The organism is Chondromyces crocatus (assembly GCF_001189295.1).
Lineage (GTDB): Bacteria > Myxococcota_A > Polyangia > Polyangiales > Polyangiaceae > Chondromyces > Chondromyces crocatus.
Genome location: NZ_CP012159.1, coordinates 2,810,904 through 2,832,616 on the forward strand (window position 1 = coordinate 2,810,904; position 21,713 = coordinate 2,832,616).

A 21,713-nucleotide genomic window follows, 5' to 3' on the forward strand; every position below is an offset into this window, starting at 1 on the left:
CCCGTCTGCCTTGCGCCAGCATGCGCCCAGGAGAGCTTGCACCTCGCTCTTCCCACGCCTCAACCCTCTTCTGGGCATGCCCTGGGCCGGACGCTTACTCTCCAGCGATCTCCTGCGCCTCGACATCCGCCGTGACGACCTGCTCGCCAGCAAGCTGGCGCTGCGGGACTACCTGCGCACCCTGGTGCAGGCGAAGCGGGCCAACCCCGGAGACGACCTGCTCAGCGGGCTCTCGAAGGCCCAGACGGAGGGCGAGCCCCTCAGCGACGACGAGATCGCCTCGATCGGTCAGCTCCTGCTGATCGCCGGGCACGAGACCACGACGAACATGATCGGCCTGGGCACGCTCACCCTCCTGCGCATGCCCGGCGTCTGGGCCGAGCTCTGCGCTCACCCGGAGCGCATCGACGCCGCCGTGGAGGAGCTGCTGCGTTACCTCACCGTCCCCCAGTTCGGCCTGCTCCGGGTGGCGACGGCGCCGCTCACCGTGGGAGGACAGCCGATCGCTGCGGGGGAGCAGGTGGTCCTGCACCTGGCGTCGGCGAACCGCGACGCGATCCAGTTCGCGCAGCCCGACCACTTCCAGCTCGACCGGGCCAGAAACCAGCACGTGGCGTTCGGCCACGGCATCCATCAGTGCATCGGCCAGCTGCTCGCCCGCGTGGAGATGCGGATCATCCTGTCGAAGCTCCTCGCGCGGTTCCCCGATCTGCGGCTGCTCCACCCGGACGCGCCGCCGTCGTTCCGGGAAAACTCGGTGATCTACGGCGTGAATGAGCTTCAGGTCACCTGGGGCGCGCGCCCGCCCGCCGCGCGCTGACGGACGCGACGGCCCGCCCCGCGCCGGGCATCGGGTTCCTCCCGGGTTCTCGGTGTTCTGGCTGGGTTCTACACTGAACGCCGTGAGCCACCCCTACCGCACCCCGCCCCGGGAACCACCGGCCCGCCAGACCGACCCGAACCGGCTCCGTGTCGCCACCTTCGCGTTCGGCTTCCTGTGCGTCATCGCCGGCGCAGCGTTCTCGGGTGTGGACCGGGCGAAATGCGCCCTCCTCGGCACCCTGGGCGGCGTCGTCGCGATGATCTCGCGACCTCAGGTCTGCTGAACGCGCCGCCTACACCAGCGACTCCCCGCCATCCACGGCGAGGATCTGCCCGGTGATGAAGTCGTTCTCCGCGAGGAACACCACCGCGCGTGCCACGTCCTCGGGACGCCCGATGCGGCCCAGCGGTATCCGCGACAGCGCGCGCGCCCGCTCGGCATCGTCCGTTCCTTCGGGCAGCAGCACCGCGCCTGGCGCAACCCCGTTCACCCGCACCTCGGGCGCGAGCGCCAGCGACAGGCCACGCACCACCTGGGCGAGCGCCGCCTTCGACACCGAGTACGGCACGTACTCGCGCCACGGCCGCTCCGCACTCAAGCACACCAGCGCGACCACACTCCCGCGCGCCTCTCGCAGCGCCTCTCGCAGCGCGAGCGACAGCAGGTAAGGCGCCTCCGCGTTGAGTTTCAGCGCCCGGTCCCACGGCTCGGCCGAGAGCGCGGCAGGATCGATCCGCTCGTAGTTCGCCGCGTTGTGGACCAGCAGATCCAGCTTCCCCGACGTCCACGCCAGCGCCTCGTCCGCGAGCCGCTGGATTCCCGCTCGATCGCCGAGGTCGGCCTGGATGGCCGTGGCGCGCCGACCGAGCCGTCGCGCCTCCTCGACCACGGCCAAGGCCCCGCTCTCGCTGTGCGCGTAGTGGACGATCACGTCCGCGCCTGCTGCGGCGACGGCGCGGACGATCGACGCGCCCACCCGGACGCCGCCGCCCGTGATCAGCGCCGTCCGACGCCGATCCGGGCTGGAGAGGGGGACCTCGGTCACGCCTTGGCTCAGGCCGAGGCCTTCACCACGTCGGTGATGCCCTGCACGCTCTTCGCGCTCTTGGCGAGCATCTCTTTCTCGTCCGCGGACAGGTCGAGCTCCACGATCTTCTCGACGCCACCGCCGCCGATGACCACGGGCACGCCCATGTAGAGGTCGTTGTAGCCGTACTCGCCGGTCAGGTACACGGCCGACGCCAGCAAGCGCTTCTGGTCGAGCAGGTAGCTCTCGGCCATCGCCACCGCCGCCGAGGCCGGCGCGTAGTACGCGCTCGTCCCCATCAGCCCGACGATCTCGCCGCCGCCCTTGCGGGTGCGCTCGATGATCGCGTCGAGCTTCTCCTTGCCGATGAACTTCGAGATGTTCACGCCGTTGATCGTGGTCGCGCTGAGCACCGGCACCATGTCGTCGCCGTGGCCGCCGAGCACCATCGCCCGCACGTCCTTCACCGACACGCCCGCCTCACGCGCGAGGAAGAGCTGGAAGCGCGCGCTGTCGAGCACGCCGGCCATGCCCACCACCTTCTCGCGGGGGGCGCCCGTGCGGCGCTTGTACTCGTAAACCATCGCGTCGAGCGGGTTCGAGATGACGATCACGAATGCGTCCGGGCAGTGCTCCTTGGCGCCGTCCGCCACGCTGCGGATGATCGGCAGGTTCGTCGCCACCAGATCATCGCGGCTCTGACCCGGCTTGCGCGGGATGCCGGCGGTGACGATGATGACGTCCGCGCCTGCACAGTCCTTCCAGTCGGAGCTGCCGGTGATGCTCGCGTCGTAGCCGAGGATCGCGCTGTTCTGCTCCAGATCGAGGGCCTTGCCCTTGGCGAAGTTCGTCTTCGAGGGGATGTCGAAAAGGACGACGTCTCCGAGCTGCTTGCGCGCGATGAGTGCCGCGAGCTCTCCGCCGATGTTGCCTGCGCCGATCAGGGCGATCTTCTTCCGCTTGCTCATGGCCGGCCCCTTTACCACCCCGCTGCCCGGAGACCAACCACGGCCCTTGCCTGTCGACGCACTCCCGGCTAAGCCGCCCTTCGATGGTCCCTGAAGAGACGCTTCGGCTCGCGCTCGGCAGGACGCTCGAGCACACCTCATTTCCCTGGCTCGGCGAGCGGTACGAAGGGAAGGTGAGGGACTGCTACACCACCGCGGACGGCCGACGTTACCTGGTGGTCACCGACCGGGTGAGCGCCTTCGATCGCGTGCTCGGGACGCTCCCCCTCAAGGGCCAGATCTTGAACGGCCTCGCCGCCTTCTGGTTCGAGCGCACCCGGGACGTCGCCCCCAGCCACCTGATCTCCCGCCCTGATCCCTCCGTGATGGAGGCCATCGAGTGCACTCCCTTGCCCGTGGAGATGGTCGTCCGCGCCTACCTCACCGGCGTCACCTCCACCAGCATCTGGACCCACTACGCCGCGGGCGCGCGCAAATTCTGCGGCCACCTCCTTCCTGACGGCTTGCGCAAGAACGAGCCGCTGCCCACCCCCATCCTCACGCCGAGCACCAAGGCGGCGAAGGGTGGCCACGACATCTCCGTCTCCCGCGCCGAGCTGCTCGCCCAGACGGATCTCTCCGAGCGCGACTTCGACGAAGCCGAGGCCATGGTCATGTCGCTCTTCGCCGAAGGCTCGCGCTGGTGTGCCGAGCGCGGGCTGATCCTCGCCGACACCAAGTACGAGCTGGGCCGCGACCGCGACGGCAAGCTCCGCGTCATCGACGAGATCCACACCCCCGACTCCTCCCGCTTCTGGTTCGCCGAGACCTACGCCGAGCGCCTCGCGCGCGGTGAGGAGCCCGAGTCCTTCGACAAGGAGTACGTCCGGCGCTGGCTCGCCGCGCAGGGCTTCCAGGGCGACGGCCCCATCCCCGAGATCCCCGACGCGATCCGCATCGAGGCCTCGCGCCGCTACATCGTCGCCTACGAGAGAATCACCGGGGACACCTTCGTCCCCGACCTGGAAGACCCGGTCGCGCGGATCCGCCGCGCGCTCGGGCCCGCCGATCAGCAAGGAGTCCCACGCCCGTGAAAGCCATCGTCCGAGTCCGGTTGAAGCGAGACGTGCTGGACCCTCAGGGGGACGCCGTGAAGCGCGCCCTGGACCACCTGGGTTTCGAGGGCGTGAAGGGCGTCCGCGTCGGCAAGCTCATCGAGCTGGAGCTCGATCCCGCGCTCGCCACCGCGCCCGATCTGGAGCAACGCCTCCGCGTCATGGCCGACGAGATGCTCGCGAACACCGTGGTCGAGGACTACGAGGTCGAACTCGTCTCCTGAGCGCGGCGCGTGACCCGGCGCTCCTCGATCCCAGTGCCCTGACGACCATCACCCCACGGGCTGCTCCGCGACTTCGCCCTCGGCCTTTCCCGGGTGATCCAGCTCGCGCCGCAGCCGCTCCAGATCCAGCGCCCCCTCCCACTTCGACACCACGATCGTCGCCACCCCGTTCCCCACCAGGTTGGTGAGCGCTCGCCCCTCCGACATGAACCGGTCCACCCCCAGAATGAGCGCGATGCTCGCCACCGGGATGTGCCCCACCGAGGCCAGCGTCGCCGCCAGCACGATGAACCCCGACCCCGTCACCGCGGCGGCCCCCTTCGACGTGAGCAGCAGGACGCCGATGAGCCCCAGCTCCTGCCCCAGCGACAGCGGCGTGTTCGTCGCCTGCGCCAGGAACACCGCCGCCAGCGTCAGGTAGATGCACGTCCCGTCGAGGTTGAACGAGTAGCCCGTGGGGATGACCAGCCCCACCACCGACCGGTGGCACCCGAGCCGCTCCATCTTCGCCAGCATCCGCGGCAGCGCCGCCTCCGACGACGACGTCCCCAGCACGATGAGCAGCTCTTCCCGGATGTACCGCACGAACTTCAGGATGCTGAACCCGGCGAGCCACGCGATGATCCCCAGCACCGCGAACACGAACAGCAGGCACGTCGCGTAGAAGCAGAGCATCAGCTTCACCAGCGACGCGAGCGTCGCGATCCCGAATTTGCCGATGGTGAACGCCATCGCCCCGAACGCGCCGATCGGCGCCGCCCGCATCAGGATCGCCACGACCTTGAACAGCACCGCCGAGCTCGCGTCGACGAGCGCGATCAGCGGCTTCCCTCGCTCACCCACCCCGTGCAGCGCGAAGGCGGCCAGGATCGCCAGCAGCAGCACCTGCAGGATCTCCCCCTCTGCGAAGGCCCCGACCACCGTATCCGGGATGACGTGCAGCACGAAGTCGACCGCGCTCTGCTCCTTCGCCTGGCGGATGTACCCGGACACCGACGACGCATCGATGTGCGCCGCGTCCACGTTCATCCCCGCCCCCGGCTTCGCCAGGTTCGTGGTCACGAGGCCGATCACCAGCGCGATCGTCGTCAGCGCCTCGAAGTACAGGAGTGCCTTCAGCCCGACCCGCCCCACCTTCTTCAGATCGCTCATCCCGGCGATCCCCTGCACCACCGTGCAGAAGATGATCGGCGCGATGATCATCTTCACCAGCTTGATGAACCCATCCCCGAGGGGCTTCAGCTTCGTCCCGAACTCCGGGAACAGCGTCCCCACCCCGATGCCGAGCGCGATCGCGCACAGCACCTGAACGTAGAGGTTGCCGTACCAGCGCGGCTTCGCGTCGGGCCTCCCGGCGTTCGCCGGCGTCTCGGGGCTGCTCATGGGTGGGCTGATTCGACGTGCAGGGTAGTGGGATCGTCCGGCCGTGGGCTAGAGGAGGCGAAGCGCTTCGAGGGGGTGACGCGCTTCGAGGGGGCGGTTCATCGCTCGCGTGGCGCGAGGCTGGCGATCACGGCCACCAGCTCGGCCGGATCGATCGGCTTCGGCACGTGCATGTTGAACCCTGCGCGCAGCGCCCGCGTCCGGTCCTCGCTCCGGGCGTGCGCGGTGAGCGCCACCGCCAGGGTCCGGCTCCCCTGCTCCTGCCGCAGCCGTCGCACCTTCCGGATCAGGCTGTAGCCGTCCTCGCCGGGCATGGCGATGTCGGCGAGGAGCAGATCGGGCCGCATCCGCCCCACCGCCTCCAGCGCCTCGGCCGCGCTCGCCGCCGCCACCACCGTCGCCCCGCACCGCTCCAGCATGGTCACCAGCAGCTCCCGCGCGTCGGGTTCGTCGTCCACCACGAGGATCCGCATCCCCCGGATCTCCGGCGGACAATCCCCCTCGTGTCCCTCCAGCCCCGAGGGCGGCACCGACCCTCGCTCCGGCGGCTGCTCGCGCGTCTTCACGCAGGGCAAGCGCACCGAGAACCTCGCCCCCATCCCCTCGCCGGCGCTCTCGGCGTGGATCGTCCCCCCGTGCAGCTCCACCAGGCTCTTCACGATCGCCAGCCCCAGCCCCAGCCCCCCGTGCGACCGGGTGATGCTGTCCTCGGCCTGTCGGAACCGATCGAACACGTGAGGCAGGAAGTCCGGCGCGATCCCCTGGCCCGTGTCCTCGATCTCCAGCGCCACGGTGCCCTCGTCGCGCACCATCCGGACCATCACCGTGCCCCCTTGCGGCGTGAACTTGATCGCGTTGCTGAGCAGGTTCCAGATCACCTGCTGCAGCCGCGCCGCGTCCCCCAGCACAGTCATCGCGCCGTGCCCGAGCGACGTCTGCAAGGTGAGGTGTTTCGCCTCCGCGCCCGGCCGCACCGTCTCCAGCGCCGTCTCCAGCACCCCGATCAGATCGAGGGGGTGCACCTCGATCCGCAGCTTCCCGCTCATGATCCGGGAGATGTCGAGCAGATCCTCGACGAGCTGTGCCTGCGCCTTCGCGTTGCGCTCCACCGTCTCCAGTGCCCGCGCGTGCCGCTCTGGCGGCAGATGTCCCGCGCGCAGCATCCGCGTCCAGCCCATGATCGCGTTCAGCGGCGTGCGCAGCTCGTGGCTCACCGTCGCCAGGAAGTGATCCTTCAGCTCGTTGGCCTCTTCGGCCGCCGCCCGCGCCCGCTTCTCTCGCGCCAGCAGCTCGCCGCGCTCCGACTCCAGCCGCTTCTGCTCGCGCAGATCCCGCGCCACGATGGCCACCGCCCGCGTCGCCCCGCCCTCGCCGCGGATGGCGAGCGTCGTCTGGTGCACCGGGATGACCTCCCCGGTCTTCACGTTGCGCACCGTCAGCTCCCCTTCCCAGACCGCGCCGTCGAGCACCGCCGGCAGCATCTCGTCGAGCGCCCGGTGCAGACTCTCCGGCCCGATGCAGTCGACCAGCGTCCGCGCCCGCGCCTCGCTTCGCCCGGCGAGCCCCAGCAGCCTGCACCCCGCCGAGTTCAGGTACAGCACCTGACCCTGGGGTGTCGCGAAGCCGATGACGTCCTTGCTCGTCTCCACCAGCTCCTCGAACAGCGCCCGCGCTGCCTCGGCTTCCTTCCGCGCCGTGATGTCCTCCACGATGGCGATGAAGTGATCCGGTTCGCCCGTCGCGCGCCGCACCAGCGAGGTCGAGACGGTCGCCCACACCGGCCGCCCATCCTTGCGGACATAGCGCTTCTCCAGCGTCGCCGCCTTCACCTCACCCGAGAGGAGCTGCTCCATGCTCAGGTTGCTCAGCGCCAGATCGTCCGGGTGGGTCAGCTCCCGGAAATCCTTCGTGCTCAGCTCCTCCGTCGAGTAGCCGAGGATGTCCGCGAATTTCTGGTTGGCGAGCACCATCCGCCCGTCCGGCGCCGTCAGCGACACCCCCACCGCCGCCTGCTCGAACGTCGCCCGGAAGCGCTCTTCCGACTGCCGGGCCTCCTCGTCCAGCATCTCCATCCGCTGGCGCGCGAGCACCCGCTCGGTCACGTCGAAGGAGACGTGGATGATCGCCTCCACCTCGCCCGCCGCGTTGCGCATCGGCTGGTCGACGAAGTCGACGTACACCCCCTCCATCCGTCCGTCTCCCTCGCGGTCGATCAGCACGTACTGCTCGATGCCGACCTTCGCCTGACCCGTCTGGTAGGCCTCGTCCATCAGCGCGACGTAGCCCTGCTCCACCAGCTCGGGCATCGCCTCGCTGAGCGGCTTGCCGATGCGGTCCAGGGGCCCGCAGATCCGATCCATCCGCGGGTTGTTCAGCTCCACGATGTGCGTCGGCCCGCGCAGGATGGCGATCGCCACCGGCGCCTGCCGGAACAGCTCGTAGAGCCGCGCCCGCTGCCCCTCCACCTCGCGGAAGAGCCGCGCGTTCTCCATGGCGAGCGCCGCCCGCTCGGCCACATCCTCCAGCAGCGCGAGATCGTCGGGCGAGTACGCGCGCGCCGGGTCGACCGTGAACAGCGTGATGAACCCCAGCGGCCGCCCCCGCACGCACAGCGGCTGGAACACGGCTGCCAGCACCGGGATCTCCCGCACCGCCATGACGTACGGATCGTCGGGAGCGAGGCCGGACAGGACCTCGGCCGTGAAGTCGTCGAAGCTCCGGGCGCGGCCGCTCTGGAGCTGGGCGAGCATCAGGTCCCGCACCCGCTCCGGCAAAGGCGTGCGGCACGTCTGATCCAGCCGCGCGCCGATCTCCTCGTTCACCGCCGCGCTGATCTTCCGGTCGAACGCACCGTCGACGCCCACCATGTTCACCGTGCAGCCGTCCCCCAGCGTCGCGATCAGCAGCCGCGCCAGCTCCTTCAGGTGCTCCTCGTCGTCGAGCGAGCTGCCCATGATGGCGCTCACCTGCGCGAGCAGCGCGATGCGCTCCCGCGACGACTCGGCCACCCGCTGCGCCGACTGCGCCTCCGCGAGCAGCCGCGCGCGCTCCGCGTCGGCCGCCCTCTCCGCGGTCACGTCCCGGAACACCAGCACCACCCCCGTCGCCCTCCCCGCATCGTCCACGATCGGCGCCGCGCTGTCGTCGACGGCGATCTCCCCGCCCCCCCGGCGGAGCAAGAGCGCGTGGCTGCCGAGCCCCACCGCATGCCCCTCGCGCAGCGCCCGTCCCGTCGGGTTCTCCACCGGCTCCCGCGTCTGCTCGTCCACCAGCCGGAACACCGCCTCGACCGGCTGCCCCAGCGCCTCTTCCCGGGACCACCCCGTGAGCGCGCTCGCCACCGGGTTCAGCAGCGAGATCCGCCCCCGCTCGTCGGTCGAGAGCACCGCGTCCCCGATGCTCTTCAGCGTCGTCGACAGCCGCCGCTCGTTCTCCCGCAGCACGTCTTGCACCCGCCGCTCCTCCGCCAGCGCCGCCCGATCCATCTGCGACGCCAGCGTCGTCGACGCCTCGTCCAGCGCAGCGTGCACCAGCGCCGACGCGGCCCCCGTCAGCGGCCAGCCCTCTCCGAGGCACAGCGCCCCGATCTCCGCGCGCAGGTACGAGAGTTCCCGCAGCGCCGTCGCCAGGCTGTACCGCTCCTGATGCCGCTGATCGGCATGCTGGAACGGCGTCTCCTCCTGCCCCAGGCTCCTGCCGAGCGACTCGGCGCGATCCGTCTCGACAGGGCAGGCGTCGAGCAGCGCGCCGAGCCGATCGATCAGCGCCGGGATGTGATCGAGCAGCGCCGGCTCGCTCAGCCGGTTCGCCTCGGGCACCTCGGGCGCCTCCAGCACCCGCCGCTTCCACGCCTCCAGCAGCGCCGCCTTGCGCTCACGCAAGAGCGCCGCGAAGCGGCGTGGACTCGGCTCTGGCGCGGGCGACTCGGCCATGGCGACCTGCCGCTCAGTTCCTCACGAGGCCGGTGAACAACCCCAGGCACATCTCGTCGAGCGAGCCCTCGCCCAGCACGACGTCCCGCGGCCCCGGGAGGTGCTCCTCCAGGAGCGCCCGCTTCACGAACGGATTGTCGATGCTGTTGTCGTACGTGCACTGCAAGGTCACGCGATCCCCCGTCTGCAACGTCGGGAGCGCGTCGAGCGGCGCGTCCACGGCGTAGGTCTGCTGCCAGTCGAAGCTCCACCGCGGCGCCCCCACCAGGCACTCGGCCGCTGGATCCGCGCCTCGCGGTCCCGGCCGCTCCACCTCGATCCGGATGTCCGTCCCCACATAGTGCATGTGCGGCATCACGCTGTGGACCTTGAACCCCTCCCGCAGCGACTCCCCCATGAACTCCTCGGGCACGCGCATGCGGATCGTCTCCGTGTGCCCCTTCGCGCCCGCGGGCACGAGGAACTCCGGCTCCCCCCGATCCCCTGGCCCGGGCTGGAGCCCATCCCCGTCCGGCCGCTGCCTCGTCTGGTTCCCCAGCGCGAAGAAGATCGCCCGGTACTCCGGCGTCTCCTTCAGGAACTGCAACTCCACCCGCGTCCGATCCGGCGCAGCCACCGCGCCGGCCGGGTGGTAGTGCACCTGCGTCACCAGCCGCGCCCCGGCCGGCAGCAAGTACCCCGAGCCGGGCGGATACTGGCTGGGCCGACCCCCAGGCACCCACGTCCCCAGCACCCGCACCCCCTCGAACTGCGGCCCTGCCTGGCAGTCGTAGCTCCCATCGGGACCCGCCAGCGCCTCGCTCGCCCCGCGCCCATCGACGAAGACCACCACGTGGTGGACCACCTTCGCGTTCCCGGGCACGACGTTCAGCCCACCGACCCAGACATCCTCCTCGAGCCCTGGATCCATCACGAAGCAGCGCAGTTGATCCGCGTCCCCGCGCGCCACGAACGGCGCCGCCGGCTCCACGACGGCGCTCACCTCCGACAGCCCACCGCGCGCGACGCCCTCTGGAGCTGGTGCGCTCGCCACCTCCCCCTCCGGTGCTCCCGCCTCCTCCCACGCCCTCAACGTCGCGAGTTCCGCATCCGTGAGCCGGTTGTCGTCTTTCCAGCCGAAGCGCGGCGAGCAAGCCTCGGTCTCCCACGCCCCCCACGGCGGCATCGACCGATCCTCGGTCCGCGCCACCACGAGGCGAGCGACCGCCTTCACGTCCTCGTAGCGGGAGAGGCTGAACGGCGCGATCTCCCCGGGCGCATGACAGCTCTGGCAGCGCGCGCGCAGGATCGGCGCCACGTCCCGGTGGAACGTCGGCATCGCGGCGGCCTCTCCCGCAGGTGCGGGCCCATCGACGTCGCCGAGCCCGCTCGCACACCCTGTGACGAGAACGGCCGAAGCGAGCGCGAGCCCGCGGATCCACGGCGTGATGAGCGTGCTCAAGGGACGACCTCCTTGCATTCCGAACCTCGGTGCAGGCCAGTGTTCGTTGGATGTCGGAGCATGCTCGCGGGCTTCTCACGTCCGCGAGCGAATGCCCGAGCCTCTCTGCCCGTACAGCCGTTCAGCCGTGCACCCGCGCGAGCGAGCGTCACCCTCGCGTGTCGAGCGCCCGTTTGTGGCGTCGAGCGCTTGCTTCGGGGCATCGAGTGCTCGCTTCGTGGCGTCGAGTGCTTGTTTCGTGGCATCGAGTGCTCGCTTCGTGGCATCGAGCGTCCGTCTCGGAGCGTCACCGGACTGCAGCGTCATGTCGCCGAGCAGCTAAGGGGGCTCTACGCCCCCCGAGGCAGGAGCCCCTCTGGGAGGATCTGTGCATGCCGATGCCGTCGGCGCTCGAAGTCTGGTGACCCCACTCGAAGGCTGTTTGGCCGCACTCGAAGACTGCGTGACCGCACTCGAAGGCTGCATGGCCGCGCTCGAAGTCCAGGAGGTGACGTCTCGAGACGTCGGTGCGTACTGTCCCGATGCGCACGCGCTCGGCGCTGCGATCTCGCTGTCGTCCACGAGGAGCGCGCGCCACGACGGGATGACGGGGACGCTCTCCTCCGCTGGTCCGTGCTGGGCCGAGCGCACCTCCTGGAGTTCACGCACTTCGTGAAGTCCCGTGGCGCCTCTTCGTGAAGTCCCGTGGCCTCATGGAAGCCCGCCCGGCGCCTGTCGCGATGCTGCTGGATGCATGGATGCGTGTACGGGTTGGAGGCCCCCCCGTACCAAGAATCCTGTGGATCGGCTCGGCCTCACTGTGCCACGGTGGCGGCGCTACCGTGCTTTCCGGTCGAAACGAATCGATGCCTGGTATTGACCGGGCCGGAGAGCGGCCTGATGGTCGCGTTTCCACTTTGCGGAGGATGGTCATGAACCTGTCTCGAGGCGCCCTCGTCGCCACCATGGTCCTGGGCTTGGTCGCGTGCCGGAACAACACCGAAGACGACGCGCCGCCCATCGCCCCGCCGCCCGTCGCCACGCCCACGCCGGAGCCCACGCCCGCGCCGACCCAGACGACGGAGATGCAGATCGAGGGGGCCAACACCAACTCGAAGATCGAGAGCCGCGTGAAGGCGGAGCTCGACGGACGCGCCGACGGCGCCACCGGCTCGGCCCTCGCCGTCACCGGCGCGCAGGCCACCATGCAGGTGCCGAGCGGCTGGCAGACCACGAAGGGCGCGGTCAACATCAGCGGTCCCGCGGACAAGAAGGCCCAGATCGGCGCCGTCTCGTTCACCACCGCCGAGGGCCCGAACGCCAAGCTCTCGACCGTCACCGAGGCGCTCGGCTTCAGCGGCTGTGAGTGGGCCTCGACCGAGTCGATCTCCCTCGGCAAGAGCAAGCTACCCGCCATCGCCGCCGACGGCGTGTGCACGCGCTCTGGCGCGCAGGTCCGCACCGCCTACGTGGCGCCCCAGGCCGAAGGCCTGCTCGTGATGGGCGGCTGGGAGCCCTCGGGCGACAGCGCTGGCGTCTTCAGCTCCATGCGCTCGATCTCCAAGGCGGGCGGCGGCACTGGCGGCGGCGACGGCATCAGCGCTTGCTGCGCCGCGCTCCAGCAGAACTCCGCCTCGGCCCCGCCCGAGCAGAAGGGCTTCTACATCTCCGCCGCAGCCGCCTGCAACGCCCTGCGGAACGACCCCAACGCCCGCGCGGCGCTCGGCCAGGTCCGCGCCATGCTCGCCAGCGCGAACGTCCCCTCCTCCTGCCGCTGATCACCCACCCGGGCAGCCGCTGCGCCATCGCGGAGGACGCCTCCTCCAGCGACGGCGCAGCCCTCCTCGATCACCCCGGACGCGAGATCTTCACCCGCACCAGCCGGTCCAGCAGCCGCTCCAGCGCTTGAGCTGGCGCGGTGCAGAGCCCCGTGTGCGGACGCGATGGCTGCACGATGGTGCTCGTCGGCGACACCATCCACCCGAACCGCTCCACCTTCGGCAGCTGCGCCACGGCACCCCCGCACGCCTCTCCTGCCGCCACTGCTTCGAGGAACGCCAGGTGATGTCGCACGGCCTCCAGATCCAGGTCCGGCGCCAGCGCGAGCAGCCGCCCCTCGTCGGGCTCCAGCCGCAGCCCGAGGAAGTCGTGCTCCCGGCAGAACACCACCACCCCCACGTTGATCCGCTCGCCTCGCTCCACGCGCGGCACGACGCGGATCACCGCGCTCTCGAACGAGCAGAACGCCTGCCGTGCGCCTCCCTCCGGCCCTCCATCCAGCGCGCCATCCAGCGGTTCCCCGTCCTCCGGCGCTGCGCCTCGGTGCATCGAACTAGCGTCTGGCCTGCGCACGGATCGCCTCCTCCACGAACCGACGCGGCGACTCCAGCCGCCGCTCCAGGTAGCCTGCATACCCCGCCCGCCGCGCCGCTGCGCGCTCGGACGTCTCCGCTCCTTCCAGCCAGGCGTCCGGGATCATCGCCACGATCGCCTCGATGCGCTCCTTCGTGAGCCGCGGCGCGAGCATCGCATCCGCAGCCGCCAGATCCCCGGCGTACGGCAGCAGCACGTGCTGCTTGATGAACGCCGACGGATCGAGCGCGTCCTCCCGCGGATCCACCTCGTCGGTCCAGGCGTGGTGCACGTAGAGCGCCGCCCCGTGGTCGATCAACCAGAGCTGCTTGTGCCACAGGAGCAAGTTCGGGTTCCGGACCGTCCGATCCACGTTGCTCACGAACGCATCGAACCACACCACCGCCGCCGCCAGCGCCGGATCCAGCTTCGCCCCGGCGAGCGCCTGGTACGGCAGCGCGCCGGGCAAGAAGTCGAGCGCGAGGTTCAGCCCCGTGCTCGCCGAGAGCAGATCGGCGATGTCCGGATCCGGCTCCGCGTCGCCGAACCGCGCATCGAGCGTCATGAACACCAGCTCCGGCACCGGCAGCGCCAGCGCCCGCGCCAGCTCCCCGGCGACCAGCTCCGCGATCAACGCCTTCGGCCCTTGCCCGGCGCCGCGGAACTTCAGCACGTACATCCCGTCGTCATCGCCTTCCACGAGCGCCGGCAGCGAGCCTCCCTCCCGCAGCGGCGTCACGTAGCGGGTCGTCTGCACCGTGCGGATCATGGGGAGCACCCCTTGCGTCCTCGGCCTCGCCGGCCCGCGGGGTGCGCCCCCCGCGAGACCCGCACCCAGGTCGCGTCGATGGATCGAGGCTTCACCCGCAAAGCAAGCCCCCCCCGCCCCCGGAGGTCAAGGCCGCGCGCGTCGTCGCGGCGAAGACCAGACGTCCAGTCCACAGCGCCGGCCTGCGACCATGAACGCCGGCGCCATCCCGGCGAAACAGCGCGGCGCCTCTGCTGCGGCCGGCGCCACGCCAGAGGGGCGCGGTGTCACGGTGGGGGCCGCAAGCACGAGAGACATCAGGTCGGACCAGTCCCCGGGCTCGATACCGCACCAGCAAAGGGAGCAGGGAACGGTCCCCGGGCTCGATACTGCACCAGCAAAGGGAGCAGGGAACGGTCCCCGGGCTCGATACTGCACCAGCAAAGGGAGCAGGGAACGGTCCCCGGGCTCGATACTGCACCAGCAAAGGGAGCAGGGAACGGTCCCTGGGCTCGATACTGCACCAGCAAAGGAGGTAGGGAACGGTCCCCGGGCTCGATACTGCACCAGCAAAGGGAGCAGGGAACGGTCCCTGGGCTCGATACCGCACCAGCAAAGGAAGCAGGGAACGGTCCCTGGGCTCGATACCGCACCAGCAAAGGAAGCAGGGAACGGTCCCTGGGCTCGGTACTGGTTTTGGTCGGATGGTCTGGACGTTCTGGAACTGGATGCCAGCTTGGGTCTTCACGGGATTCCCCGGGTTCAGCCGCGCGTCGCCATCCCTCGTGCCCCTGGATTCTGTGAGCACCGGCGCATGGGCTGGATGCCGCACATGAGGTTTCGTGGTCCCAACGACCTCGGGCCTCGCCCGGAGGCGTCGTGAAGGTGACGCGGTGATGGCGGTGATGCCCGAAGGTGATGGGAGGGCGACGCCGTGGGGCGCTCAGCGGTCGGCGTCGAGCTGGCGGGCTTCTTCGGGGTCGGCGCCGAGGGAGGTGAGCGCCTGGGTGAGCTTCGAGCGCTGGATCGACACCACGGTGGGCATGCCGCCGGAGATGCCGAATTTCTCCAGGAAGTTGATGCCGCTGTCGAAGCGGGCGGCGAAGGTCACGCTCTCGCCGTCGGCGACGGCGGAGATGCGGGCGCGCTCCTGGCCCATGAGCAGGAGCAAGGTCTTGTCGTAGGAGCCGCCGCGCTTCGTGGCGTCGACGAAGAGGATGCCGGGCTCGATGCGGCGGTAGCGCTGGGCGATGCGGCGGGCTTCGGCTTCGAGGGGGGCGAGTTCGGCGCCGGCCGCGTCGATGATCGACCAGAGCGAGGGGTCGGCGAGGCCTGCGGCGAGGTGGCGGACGACGATGCCGAAGAGGCCGTAGTCGCGCGGGCGAGCGCGAAGCGCGCGATCGATGCGCGTGGCGATGGGGCCAGGGGTGCCGGTGCGTGTGTCGATGGCGCGTGCGTCGGCGTCGCAGCCTTCGTAGGGCTCGATGCCCGCGCGGATCCACTTGGCGCCCGAGGCGAGGCCGTCGAAGTCGTTGTGCAGCACGAGCGTGTCGACGCGGCCGGCGCGGGCGACGACCTCGGGGGTGACCAGCTCGGGGCAGGCCGGGTGCTGGGCCTTGGTGGTGAGGGTGAAGCGCGGATCGCCGGCGTAGCGGGCGTGGTGAGCGCTGTCGTGGTGGTCGACCCAGGCGACCAGGCGCGGGCCCAGGCCCTTGATGAAGGGGAGCGTCACCGCCTCGAAGCCCTTGCCCCCGGCCTCGGAGGCGAAGGCGATGTCGAGGACTGCCACGTTGCCGCGGACCTCCTGCGGGCGAGGGAGTTTGCGCGGGGAGGCGAAGGCGAGTTCGAGATCGGGCATGGACGAAGCTCTCTTATCACCCTGGCGCGCGGACGCTGCGGTTTCACGCGAGGGAGGACATCCGCTAAGCTCGGTGGACCATCGAAGAGCAGGAGAACGCGAGATGGTGGCCAGCCGTACGGCCAGAGCACCAGAGAAGGAGGTAGCCATGCGACGGACGCTTTTCGCAGCAGGGGTGGGCTTTGGCCTGGCAGGGATCGGGGGCCTCGCCGCCCATGACGCGCAGGAGGCGCTCGCGCAGGTGCCGCCGACCACCGCGCAGCCGGCGTCGCCCTCGACACCCGCGGCGGCGCAGCCAGCGTCGTCCGTGCTGGCCGTGTCGGGGTGCAAGCTGAAGGGGACTCAGGCGGGGCGAAAGGGGCAGCAGCTCTTCGATGCGGCCATGGGCGGGCGCGCGATCGCGACGCTCACGGGCGCACTCGTGCCGATGACCTTGAGCGAGATCCCGGTGGATCCGGCGCAGGCGCGGGCACGGCTCAGCACCTCGGCGGGGAGCCCGTCGCTGCGCCTCGATGCGTACGTGCCCGTGTCGGAGGTGACGGTGTTCACGATGCGCGATCTGTCGGTGGTGCCGTCGCACGTGTGGGCCACGAGCGGGCACAAGGTGAAGATCGTGTCCGCCTCGGCGGACGCGCTGCGCGCGGAGCTGACCATCGGCGGGACGGAGAACCAGAAGGTGCCGGTGTCGGGGTCGTGCGACGCATTCTCGCTCCAGCCCGGGAAGGCGACGCCGATGGAGGTGCCCGGGAACGCGCGGGGCTACATGACCAAGAGGAGCACCCTCGACCTGTACGATCGGGCCAACGGGTCGGTGGTCTTCTCGCTGAAGATGATCGAGGGCAGCGGGCAGCTCTTCTGGAGCACGGAGTCGAAGGCGGGGTTCGTCCACGTGCAGTCGCGGAGCGACATCAGCGTGGATGGATGGGCGCGCTGGGGGGATCTGGAGGCGCTGAAGAAGGGGGAGCTGCGCGATCAGTATGTGCCGCCGACCACGGCGCTCGCCGGGGCGAAGCTCGCGCTGGAGAACTCGCCGCCGGTGGTGAAGGCGACGAAGGAGATCCCGGTGCGGGCGCGGCGCGACGAGAAAGAGAAGCCGATCGGCGTGATCGAGGCCGGTGCGGAGCTGTACATGATGGAGACCATCGCCGGGTGGACCAACGTGCTGCCGGTGTCGCTGGGGATGACGCCGCCGGAGGACGGTGGGTTCTGGATTCCGTCGAGCGAGGCGCCGAAGTAAGCCTCTTCGTTGCATGGCGTCCGGCTCGAAGCGCCCCGAAGAAGGGCCGATCACGACGCACCACGACGCGCCTTATGGGCGGTTCACGGAGTGCTCGTGGCGGCCAGCGGGGCTCGCTCCCTGGGTGGAGGCGTTCTGGTACTCCGAGGGGCTGCTCACGAACCTGCGCGAGCGGCTCTTGCCGAACGGGTCGCTGGAGCTGGTGCTCAACCTGGGTGCGCAGATCCGCATGGTGGAGGGGGTGGGCGCCGAGGATCTCTCGGGAGGGGCGTTCTCGGGGATGCTGCTGCGCGCGGCGGTGCTGGAGCAGCCGCCGGTACACCGGGTGGTCGCGGTGCGCTTGCGGCCTGCCGGGGCGTACGCGCTGCTGGGGATGCCGCTGGTCGAGGTGCTGGGGCAGTTCGTGCGGCTGGAGGATCTGCTCGGTCGAGTGACGTCGGAGCTGCTGGAGCGGTGCGCGGTGACGCGGTCGCCCGAGGCGTGCCTGCGGGTGCTGGCGCGGTGGGTGAGCGAGCGGCTGGTGCGCGCAGCGGGCTTCGATCCGGCGATCGCGTTCGTGGCGTCGGGGATCGAGCGGAGCGGAGGCGAGGCGGCGATCGCGGGGCTGGCGGAGCGGGCAGGGCTGTCGAAGGGGCGGCTGGCGACGCTGTTCCGGGACCAGGTGGGGACGACGCCGAAACGGTACGCGCGCGTGGTGCGCTTCCGGCGGGCGCTCGATCTGCTGGACGCAGGGGCGCCGTCGCTGGCGGAGGTGGCGCTCGGAGCGGGGTACTACGATCAGCCGCACATGAACGCGGACTTCCGTGAGCTGAGCGGGATGTCGCCGCGGGTGCTGGTGACGTCGCGTTACCCGAGCGGGACGAGCGTGCTCGATCCTTCGGGGGCCGAGGGGGGCTGAAGGGGATGCGGGGCACGGGGCGCGGGCCGGAAGAGACCCCGGGTGACTTTTTTCCAAGACCATGGCGTGGGGGACGCCTAGATGTCGTCGGGTCGGGCGGGCGTACCTGGCGGAGTCCGGTGGACTCGGTCGGGAGGCCGCGCCGTGAGCGCTCGACGCGCGGCGGGCGAGACTCGACGCTGGATCCGAGAAGCAACGCAGTGACTGGAAGGAGTCTGGAGATGGCGGTCCACTACATTCCCCCGAAGTACCAGGCGGCGGTTCCGTACCTCATCGTCGAGGGGGCCGACGCGCTGATCGCGTTTCTGAAAGAGGTGTTCGGTGCGGAGCTGATGGAGCGCCATGCGAACGAGGCGGGCAAGGTGATGAACGCCTCCGTGCGCCTCGACGACACGGTGATCGAGGTGGCGGACGGCAACGCGACGTGGAAGCCGGGGGCGTCGGCGCTGCACGTCTACGTGTCCGATGTGGACGCGGTCTACGAGCGCGCGCTGGCCGCAGGGGCGACGTCGACGGGGAAGCCCGAGGTGAAGCCGTACGGAGAGCGCGGCGCCGGGGTGCAGGATCGGTGGGGCAACCACTGGTTCATCGCGACGTACCTGGGGCAGAACGCGCCGCAGACGTGAGGGCGTGAGCGGCGCGGGGGGGGGCGCGTCACTTCCGGCAGAGGGTCTCGCCCGTGTACTCCAGTCGCCCCTGCATCATCTCCTCGTGGTACTCGTCGAGGAAGGTGTCGAAGTCGTCGGCCCTCGGGCCGACGGGGCCGCTGTGCATCTCCCAGCAGATGATCTGCCCTCGGCTCCCCTCGGGCTCTGGATCGACATCCACACAGAAGAGATTCCCGCCGCCATCCTCGGCGAAGGGGATCCAGCCCCGATGCCACCAGGTCCACTTCACCTTGTCGTCGTCCCTGTCGAGTTCGTGCGGGGTGGCATCGGCGAAGGTGCCTTTCTGCCGGAGTTCTTCCAGGCCTTCCCACCGATCGATGATCTCGGCGATGGACAGGCCCGTGTACTCGTAGAACCACGCGCGGTCCGCCGACGTCGCGCCGCCTTTTCCGAAGAGGAGCAGGTGCGCCCGGAAATCCGGGGGTAGGGACGCGCCGAGCCTGGCTTCGAGGGCCTCGATGTCCTGGGGGGAGGCGGAAGCCGCCCTGGCGATCCGCGCCTCGTAGGTGGGGGCGTGCTTCGTGAGCCACTGCCGGATGCGCGCCCAGAAGGCCTGCACGCGGAGCAGGGCGGCCTCGTCGAGGGTGGGGCTGCCGTGCGCGAGGAGGCGCGCTTTCACCTCGTCCGGGGCGTGGCGCTCGGCGAGGTCGATGGCGTAGATGCCGCGCGGTGAAGGGCGCTTCGGATCGGCGCCCCGCGCGACGAGCGCATCGATGATGTCGACGAGGCCTGGCTCCTCGAAGCTCGCTGCGTAGTGGAGCGGGCTCCATCCATTGCCGGACGGGGTGTTGGGATCGACGCCGGCCGCGAGCAGCGCCTCGATGACCTGCAGGGAGGGCTCCATGACGAGGTTGACGTCGAGCGCGCGGGTCAGGTGGGTGTGCTCGTCTTCGCCGAAGCGCAGGTGGACGTCGGCCCCGGCTGCGACGAGGCGGGCGATGAGGTCGACGTGGCCTTCGGCAGCAGCCGACGCGAGCGGGGGCTCGTCGAGGCCGTCGAGTGCGTCGACTTCTGCGCCGGCGTCGAGCAGCGCCGAGACGGTCGCGAGGTCACCTTCGCTACAGGCGACCGAGAGGACAGGCTCGCCGTCCTCCGTCCGTGTGTCCGGATCCGCGCCCGCCTTCAGGAGCTTCGTGACGGTTGAGGTCTCGCCGTCGGTCACGGCGTCGATGAGCTGCGAAGCCTGCTGCGAGGTGGGGGGGGTCATCTCGGTTCGCAACTCTAGCGCTCGGTAGCGCTCGGCGGGGTGTCTGCGTCCGTCTCACCGAGGTCGCTGGTCTGACCGAGCTGGGAGAACGCGGTGAGGACCTGCGGGGCGACCGCGTCGAGCCAGCGCCGGTACTCGGGCAGGTCGCGCAGCTCGGTCTGGAGGCGGGCGATCTCGTTTGCGCCAACCGCATCGGGGTGCGCAGCAGCTCGGCCGAGTTCCGCCAGCAGCTCGTCGCGGGGGGAGAGGGGCAGGTTGCCGATCCGTTCGGCGAGTGCGGCCACGGCGGCGAGGTCGCCGCGGCCGCCAGCGAGGGTGAGATCGAGGCGCAAGCGTGTGGCGTTCAGGTAGGCGTAGAGGGGGAACTGCTCGGCGAGGAGCTGGTACTCGGCTTCGGCGTCCTCGACCCGGCCGGTGATGGCGAGGAGCGAGGCGCGCTCGGCGAGGATGCCCGGGAAGAGGAGGTCGGAGGCGAGCTCACGGTAGAGGGGCGACGTGAGCTTGCTCAGGGCCGCGTCGCAGTGGCGCAGGGCCGCGGGGAAGTCGGCGCGTCGGTCATGCCATCCAGCGAGCGTGAGGTGCGCCTGGGCGGCGAAGAGGAGGGCGCGGGTGTCGCTGATGCGGGTCAGCTCGGCGATGGCGGCGGACTCTTCACCGCGCGCGAGGGCGCCGAGGGTCGTGGCGATGGAGGCGTCGGCGTACCGCCGCTTCTGGACGAGGAAGAAGCCGATGAGCGTCAGGAACACGGCGATGGGGAAGACGTAGAAGAGGACGATGGATCCGAGCTGCGCGAGGGGCGCTGTCGCGGTCGGTGCGGGGGTAGGGTTCGCATCGAAGGGGTCGAGGGCCAGCGTGAGCGCGATGAGGGGGAGCGCGATGACGGTGATCCAGATCCACTGCTGGCTGCGGGGGGTCTTCGTTCGTTCCTCGGCGGCGGCGCGGGCGGTGGGGTCGACCCGCGGGGTCGCTGGCGTTCGCGTGGAGGTGGAGGGGCCAGGCGCGCGGGGGCCGTCGTCGGTGCGTCGCGCGGCCTCGGGCACGAAGGGGGCAGCGCCAGGGGCGAGCTGGGTGAGCCAGTCGGCGTTCGGCGGCTCGTCGCTGGGGGGCTGCTCGGCGGTCTCGCGGTAGATGCTCGTCGTCCGGGCCTTCAGCATGCGCAGGTAGCCGCGGACGATGGCGCGCTCGCGTGGATGGGTGTGTTCGAGGAGCAGTGTGCGTCGCGCTTGCAGGTGCGTCGCGAGCGCGGTGCGGTCGCCTGCGCGCTCGAGGGAGATGGCGGTGGCCAGCTCGGCGCGCGCGAGGGCTTCGGGGGTCGCGTGGGCGTTGCCGAGGACGGCCTCGGTGTCACGGCGCGCGCCGTCGTCATCACCGGTGGAGGCCCGGAGCAGGGCGCGGAGGCCCTGGGCGATGGAGACGTGGGGTTGCTCGTCGTGGCTGTTGCGGCCGAGGGGTTGGGAGAGCGCGCCGTCCGCGTGGCGCAGGCCGTCCTTCAGCGCTCCCTGCCGCAGGGCGAGGACGGTACGGTGGATGTCGAGGAGGCGCAGGAAGGCCGGGAGCCGTGTGGTGGTCTCGGTGTGATCGAGCAGCTCCTTCGCGTCGGCGAAGCGTCCGTCGAACAGGAGGCCGACGGCGCGGTTGAGCAGGTGCTGGGTCGCGTTGCGAGCGCGTCGCCGCAGGTTGGCGAAGGTGAGGAAGCCGCCGAGAACGAAGAGCGCCATGCAGAGCGTCGGGACGCCGATGAGGGCGTAGATGCCCACGCCCACGAGCATGGCGACGATCCCGATGCGGGCGTCGCGCGTCGTTTTCCGGTGGGCGGGATGCGGGGGGATCCCGAGACGGGCGATGAGGGGCTCGGCCATGATGCTGGGGCGAGG

Annotated in this window: 19 protein-coding genes; 9 read left to right on the top strand and 10 right to left on the bottom strand. The window is 70.5% G+C overall.

Annotated features, from left to right (window positions below; genetic code table 11):
* Window positions 1-76: 76 nt before the first annotated feature.
* Window positions 77-820, top strand: coding sequence for a cytochrome P450 (locus tag CMC5_RS10460; protein ID WP_050430265.1), 744 nt, complete (start codon window positions 77-79; stop codon window positions 818-820).
* 82 nt (window positions 821-902) lie between these two features.
* On the top strand, window positions 903-1,106 hold the full coding sequence (locus tag CMC5_RS10465; protein ID WP_050430266.1) for a hypothetical protein: 204 nt from the start codon (window positions 903-905) through the stop codon (window positions 1,104-1,106).
* 9 nt (window positions 1,107-1,115) lie between these two features.
* Here CMC5_RS10465 and CMC5_RS10470 read toward each other — a convergent pair whose 3' ends face one another.
* Both CMC5_RS10470 and mdh read right to left on the bottom strand, forming a co-directional pair.
* The gene (locus CMC5_RS10470; RefSeq protein ID WP_050430267.1) at window positions 1,116-1,868 is read right to left on the bottom strand and encodes an SDR family oxidoreductase; all 753 of its coding nucleotides are present in this window, start codon (window positions 1,866-1,868) and stop codon (window positions 1,116-1,118) included.
* A gap of 8 nt (window positions 1,869-1,876) precedes the next feature.
* Window positions 1,877-2,818 carry a malate dehydrogenase gene (gene mdh, locus CMC5_RS10475; RefSeq protein ID WP_050430268.1) on the bottom strand — a complete coding sequence of 314 codons (942 nt, stop codon included), beginning with the start codon at window positions 2,816-2,818 and terminating at the stop codon, window positions 1,877-1,879.
* A gap of 83 nt (window positions 2,819-2,901) precedes the next feature.
* Here mdh and CMC5_RS10480 point away from each other — a divergent pair, with 83 nt between their 5' ends.
* The gene (locus CMC5_RS10480) at window positions 2,902-3,891 is read left to right on the top strand and encodes a phosphoribosylaminoimidazolesuccinocarboxamide synthase (protein WP_050430269.1); all 990 of its coding nucleotides are present in this window, start codon (window positions 2,902-2,904) and stop codon (window positions 3,889-3,891) included.
* Window positions 3,888-4,136 (top strand): phosphoribosylformylglycinamidine synthase subunit PurS, encoded by a 249-nt coding sequence (gene purS / locus CMC5_RS10485; RefSeq protein ID WP_050430270.1) that lies wholly within the window; start codon window positions 3,888-3,890, stop codon window positions 4,134-4,136. The genes CMC5_RS10480 and purS overlap by 4 nt, the downstream gene beginning before the upstream one ends.
* A 48-nt stretch (window positions 4,137-4,184) precedes the next feature.
* Here the strand turns inward: purS and CMC5_RS10490 are convergent, their stop codons facing one another.
* From CMC5_RS10490 to CMC5_RS10500, 3 genes are all read right to left on the bottom strand, one after another.
* Window positions 4,185-5,519, bottom strand: coding sequence for a dicarboxylate/amino acid:cation symporter (locus CMC5_RS10490; protein WP_050430271.1), 1,335 nt, complete (start codon window positions 5,517-5,519; stop codon window positions 4,185-4,187).
* 98 nt (window positions 5,520-5,617) lie between these two features.
* Window positions 5,618-9,451 (bottom strand): PAS domain S-box protein, encoded by a 3,834-nt coding sequence (locus CMC5_RS10495; RefSeq protein WP_050430272.1) that lies wholly within the window; start codon window positions 9,449-9,451, stop codon window positions 5,618-5,620.
* Window positions 9,452-9,464: 13 nt separating this feature from the next.
* Entirely contained in the window at window positions 9,465-10,892 is a 1,428-nt protein-coding gene (locus tag CMC5_RS10500; protein WP_050435835.1) for a hypothetical protein, read from the bottom strand.
* A 367-nt stretch (window positions 10,893-11,259) separates the two neighbouring features.
* Here CMC5_RS10500 and CMC5_RS45740 point away from each other — a divergent pair, with 367 nt between their 5' ends.
* Both CMC5_RS45740 and CMC5_RS10515 read left to right on the top strand, forming a co-directional pair.
* Entirely contained in the window at window positions 11,260-11,547 is a 288-nt protein-coding gene (locus CMC5_RS45740; RefSeq protein WP_218920250.1) for a hypothetical protein, read from the top strand.
* A 256-nt stretch (window positions 11,548-11,803) separates the two neighbouring features.
* Window positions 11,804-12,649 carry a hypothetical protein gene (locus CMC5_RS10515; protein ID WP_050430275.1) on the top strand — a complete coding sequence of 282 codons (846 nt, stop codon included), beginning with the start codon at window positions 11,804-11,806 and terminating at the stop codon, window positions 12,647-12,649.
* Window positions 12,650-12,719: 70 nt separating this feature from the next.
* Here the strand turns inward: CMC5_RS10515 and CMC5_RS10520 are convergent, their stop codons facing one another.
* From CMC5_RS10520 to CMC5_RS10530, 3 genes are all read right to left on the bottom strand, one after another.
* On the bottom strand, window positions 12,720-13,199 hold the full coding sequence (locus CMC5_RS10520; protein WP_082362371.1) for a DUF3037 domain-containing protein: 480 nt from the start codon (window positions 13,197-13,199) through the stop codon (window positions 12,720-12,722).
* A 4-nt stretch (window positions 13,200-13,203) separates the two neighbouring features.
* Complete coding sequence (locus tag CMC5_RS10525) at window positions 13,204-13,989, bottom strand: HipA family kinase (RefSeq protein WP_050435837.1); 786 nt, start codon at window positions 13,987-13,989, stop codon at window positions 13,204-13,206.
* A gap of 925 nt (window positions 13,990-14,914) precedes the next feature.
* Window positions 14,915-15,829 carry a hypothetical protein gene (locus CMC5_RS10530; protein ID WP_050430276.1) on the bottom strand — a complete coding sequence of 305 codons (915 nt, stop codon included), beginning with the start codon at window positions 15,827-15,829 and terminating at the stop codon, window positions 14,915-14,917.
* 148 nt (window positions 15,830-15,977) lie between these two features.
* Here CMC5_RS10530 and CMC5_RS10535 point away from each other — a divergent pair, with 148 nt between their 5' ends.
* The 3 genes from CMC5_RS10535 to CMC5_RS10545 all read left to right on the top strand — a co-directional run bounded on the left by CMC5_RS10535 (window position 15,978) and on the right by CMC5_RS10545 (window position 18,590).
* Window positions 15,978-17,066, top strand: a complete 1,089-nt coding sequence (locus CMC5_RS10535) for a hypothetical protein (protein WP_156338432.1) — start codon at window positions 15,978-15,980, stop codon at window positions 17,064-17,066.
* Window positions 17,067-17,079: 13 nt separating this feature from the next.
* Entirely contained in the window at window positions 17,080-17,964 is an 885-nt protein-coding gene (locus CMC5_RS48420; protein WP_050430277.1) for a helix-turn-helix domain-containing protein, read from the top strand.
* A gap of 221 nt (window positions 17,965-18,185) precedes the next feature.
* On the top strand, window positions 18,186-18,590 hold the full coding sequence (locus CMC5_RS10545; RefSeq protein WP_050430278.1) for a VOC family protein: 405 nt from the start codon (window positions 18,186-18,188) through the stop codon (window positions 18,588-18,590).
* Window positions 18,591-18,618: 28 nt separating this feature from the next.
* Here the strand turns inward: CMC5_RS10545 and CMC5_RS10550 are convergent, their stop codons facing one another.
* Window positions 18,619-19,839, bottom strand: a complete 1,221-nt coding sequence (locus CMC5_RS10550; RefSeq protein ID WP_156338433.1) for an SMI1/KNR4 family protein — start codon at window positions 19,837-19,839, stop codon at window positions 18,619-18,621.
* 14 nt (window positions 19,840-19,853) lie between these two features.
* The gene (locus CMC5_RS10555; RefSeq protein ID WP_050430280.1) at window positions 19,854-21,698 is read right to left on the bottom strand and encodes a hypothetical protein; all 1,845 of its coding nucleotides are present in this window, start codon (window positions 21,696-21,698) and stop codon (window positions 19,854-19,856) included.
* Window positions 21,699-21,713: the final 15 nt, after the last annotated feature.

What these genes read in the sequence shown, in the direction of transcription:
- CMC5_RS48420 (WP_050430277.1), top strand. Translation starts at nt 17,080, where the DNA reads ATGGCGTCCGGCTCGAAGCGCCCCGAAGAAGGGCCGATCACGACGCAC.
- CMC5_RS10555 (WP_050430280.1), bottom strand. Translation starts at nt 21,698, where the DNA reads ATGGCCGAGCCCCTCATCGCCCGTCTCGGGATCCCCCCGCATCCCGCC.
- mdh (WP_050430268.1), bottom strand. Translation starts at nt 2,818, where the DNA reads ATGAGCAAGCGGAAGAAGATCGCCCTGATCGGCGCAGGCAACATCGGC.
- CMC5_RS10480 (WP_050430269.1), top strand. Translation starts at nt 2,902, where the DNA reads ATGGTCCCTGAAGAGACGCTTCGGCTCGCGCTCGGCAGGACGCTCGAG.
- CMC5_RS10490 (WP_050430271.1), bottom strand. Translation starts at nt 5,519, where the DNA reads ATGAGCAGCCCCGAGACGCCGGCGAACGCCGGGAGGCCCGACGCGAAG.
- CMC5_RS10535 (WP_156338432.1), top strand. Translation starts at nt 15,978, where the DNA reads ATGCGACGGACGCTTTTCGCAGCAGGGGTGGGCTTTGGCCTGGCAGGG.
- CMC5_RS10530 (WP_050430276.1), bottom strand. Translation starts at nt 15,829, where the DNA reads ATGCCCGATCTCGAACTCGCCTTCGCCTCCCCGCGCAAACTCCCTCGC.
- CMC5_RS10495 (WP_050430272.1), bottom strand. Translation starts at nt 9,451, where the DNA reads ATGGCCGAGTCGCCCGCGCCAGAGCCGAGTCCACGCCGCTTCGCGGCG.
- CMC5_RS10545 (WP_050430278.1), top strand. Translation starts at nt 18,186, where the DNA reads ATGGCGGTCCACTACATTCCCCCGAAGTACCAGGCGGCGGTTCCGTAC.
- CMC5_RS10515 (WP_050430275.1), top strand. Translation starts at nt 11,804, where the DNA reads ATGAACCTGTCTCGAGGCGCCCTCGTCGCCACCATGGTCCTGGGCTTG.
- CMC5_RS10550 (WP_156338433.1), bottom strand. Translation starts at nt 19,839, where the DNA reads ATGACCCCCCCCACCTCGCAGCAGGCTTCGCAGCTCATCGACGCCGTG.
- CMC5_RS10460 (WP_050430265.1), top strand. Translation starts at nt 77, where the DNA reads ATGCCCTGGGCCGGACGCTTACTCTCCAGCGATCTCCTGCGCCTCGAC.
- CMC5_RS10520 (WP_082362371.1), bottom strand. Translation starts at nt 13,199, where the DNA reads ATGCACCGAGGCGCAGCGCCGGAGGACGGGGAACCGCTGGATGGCGCG.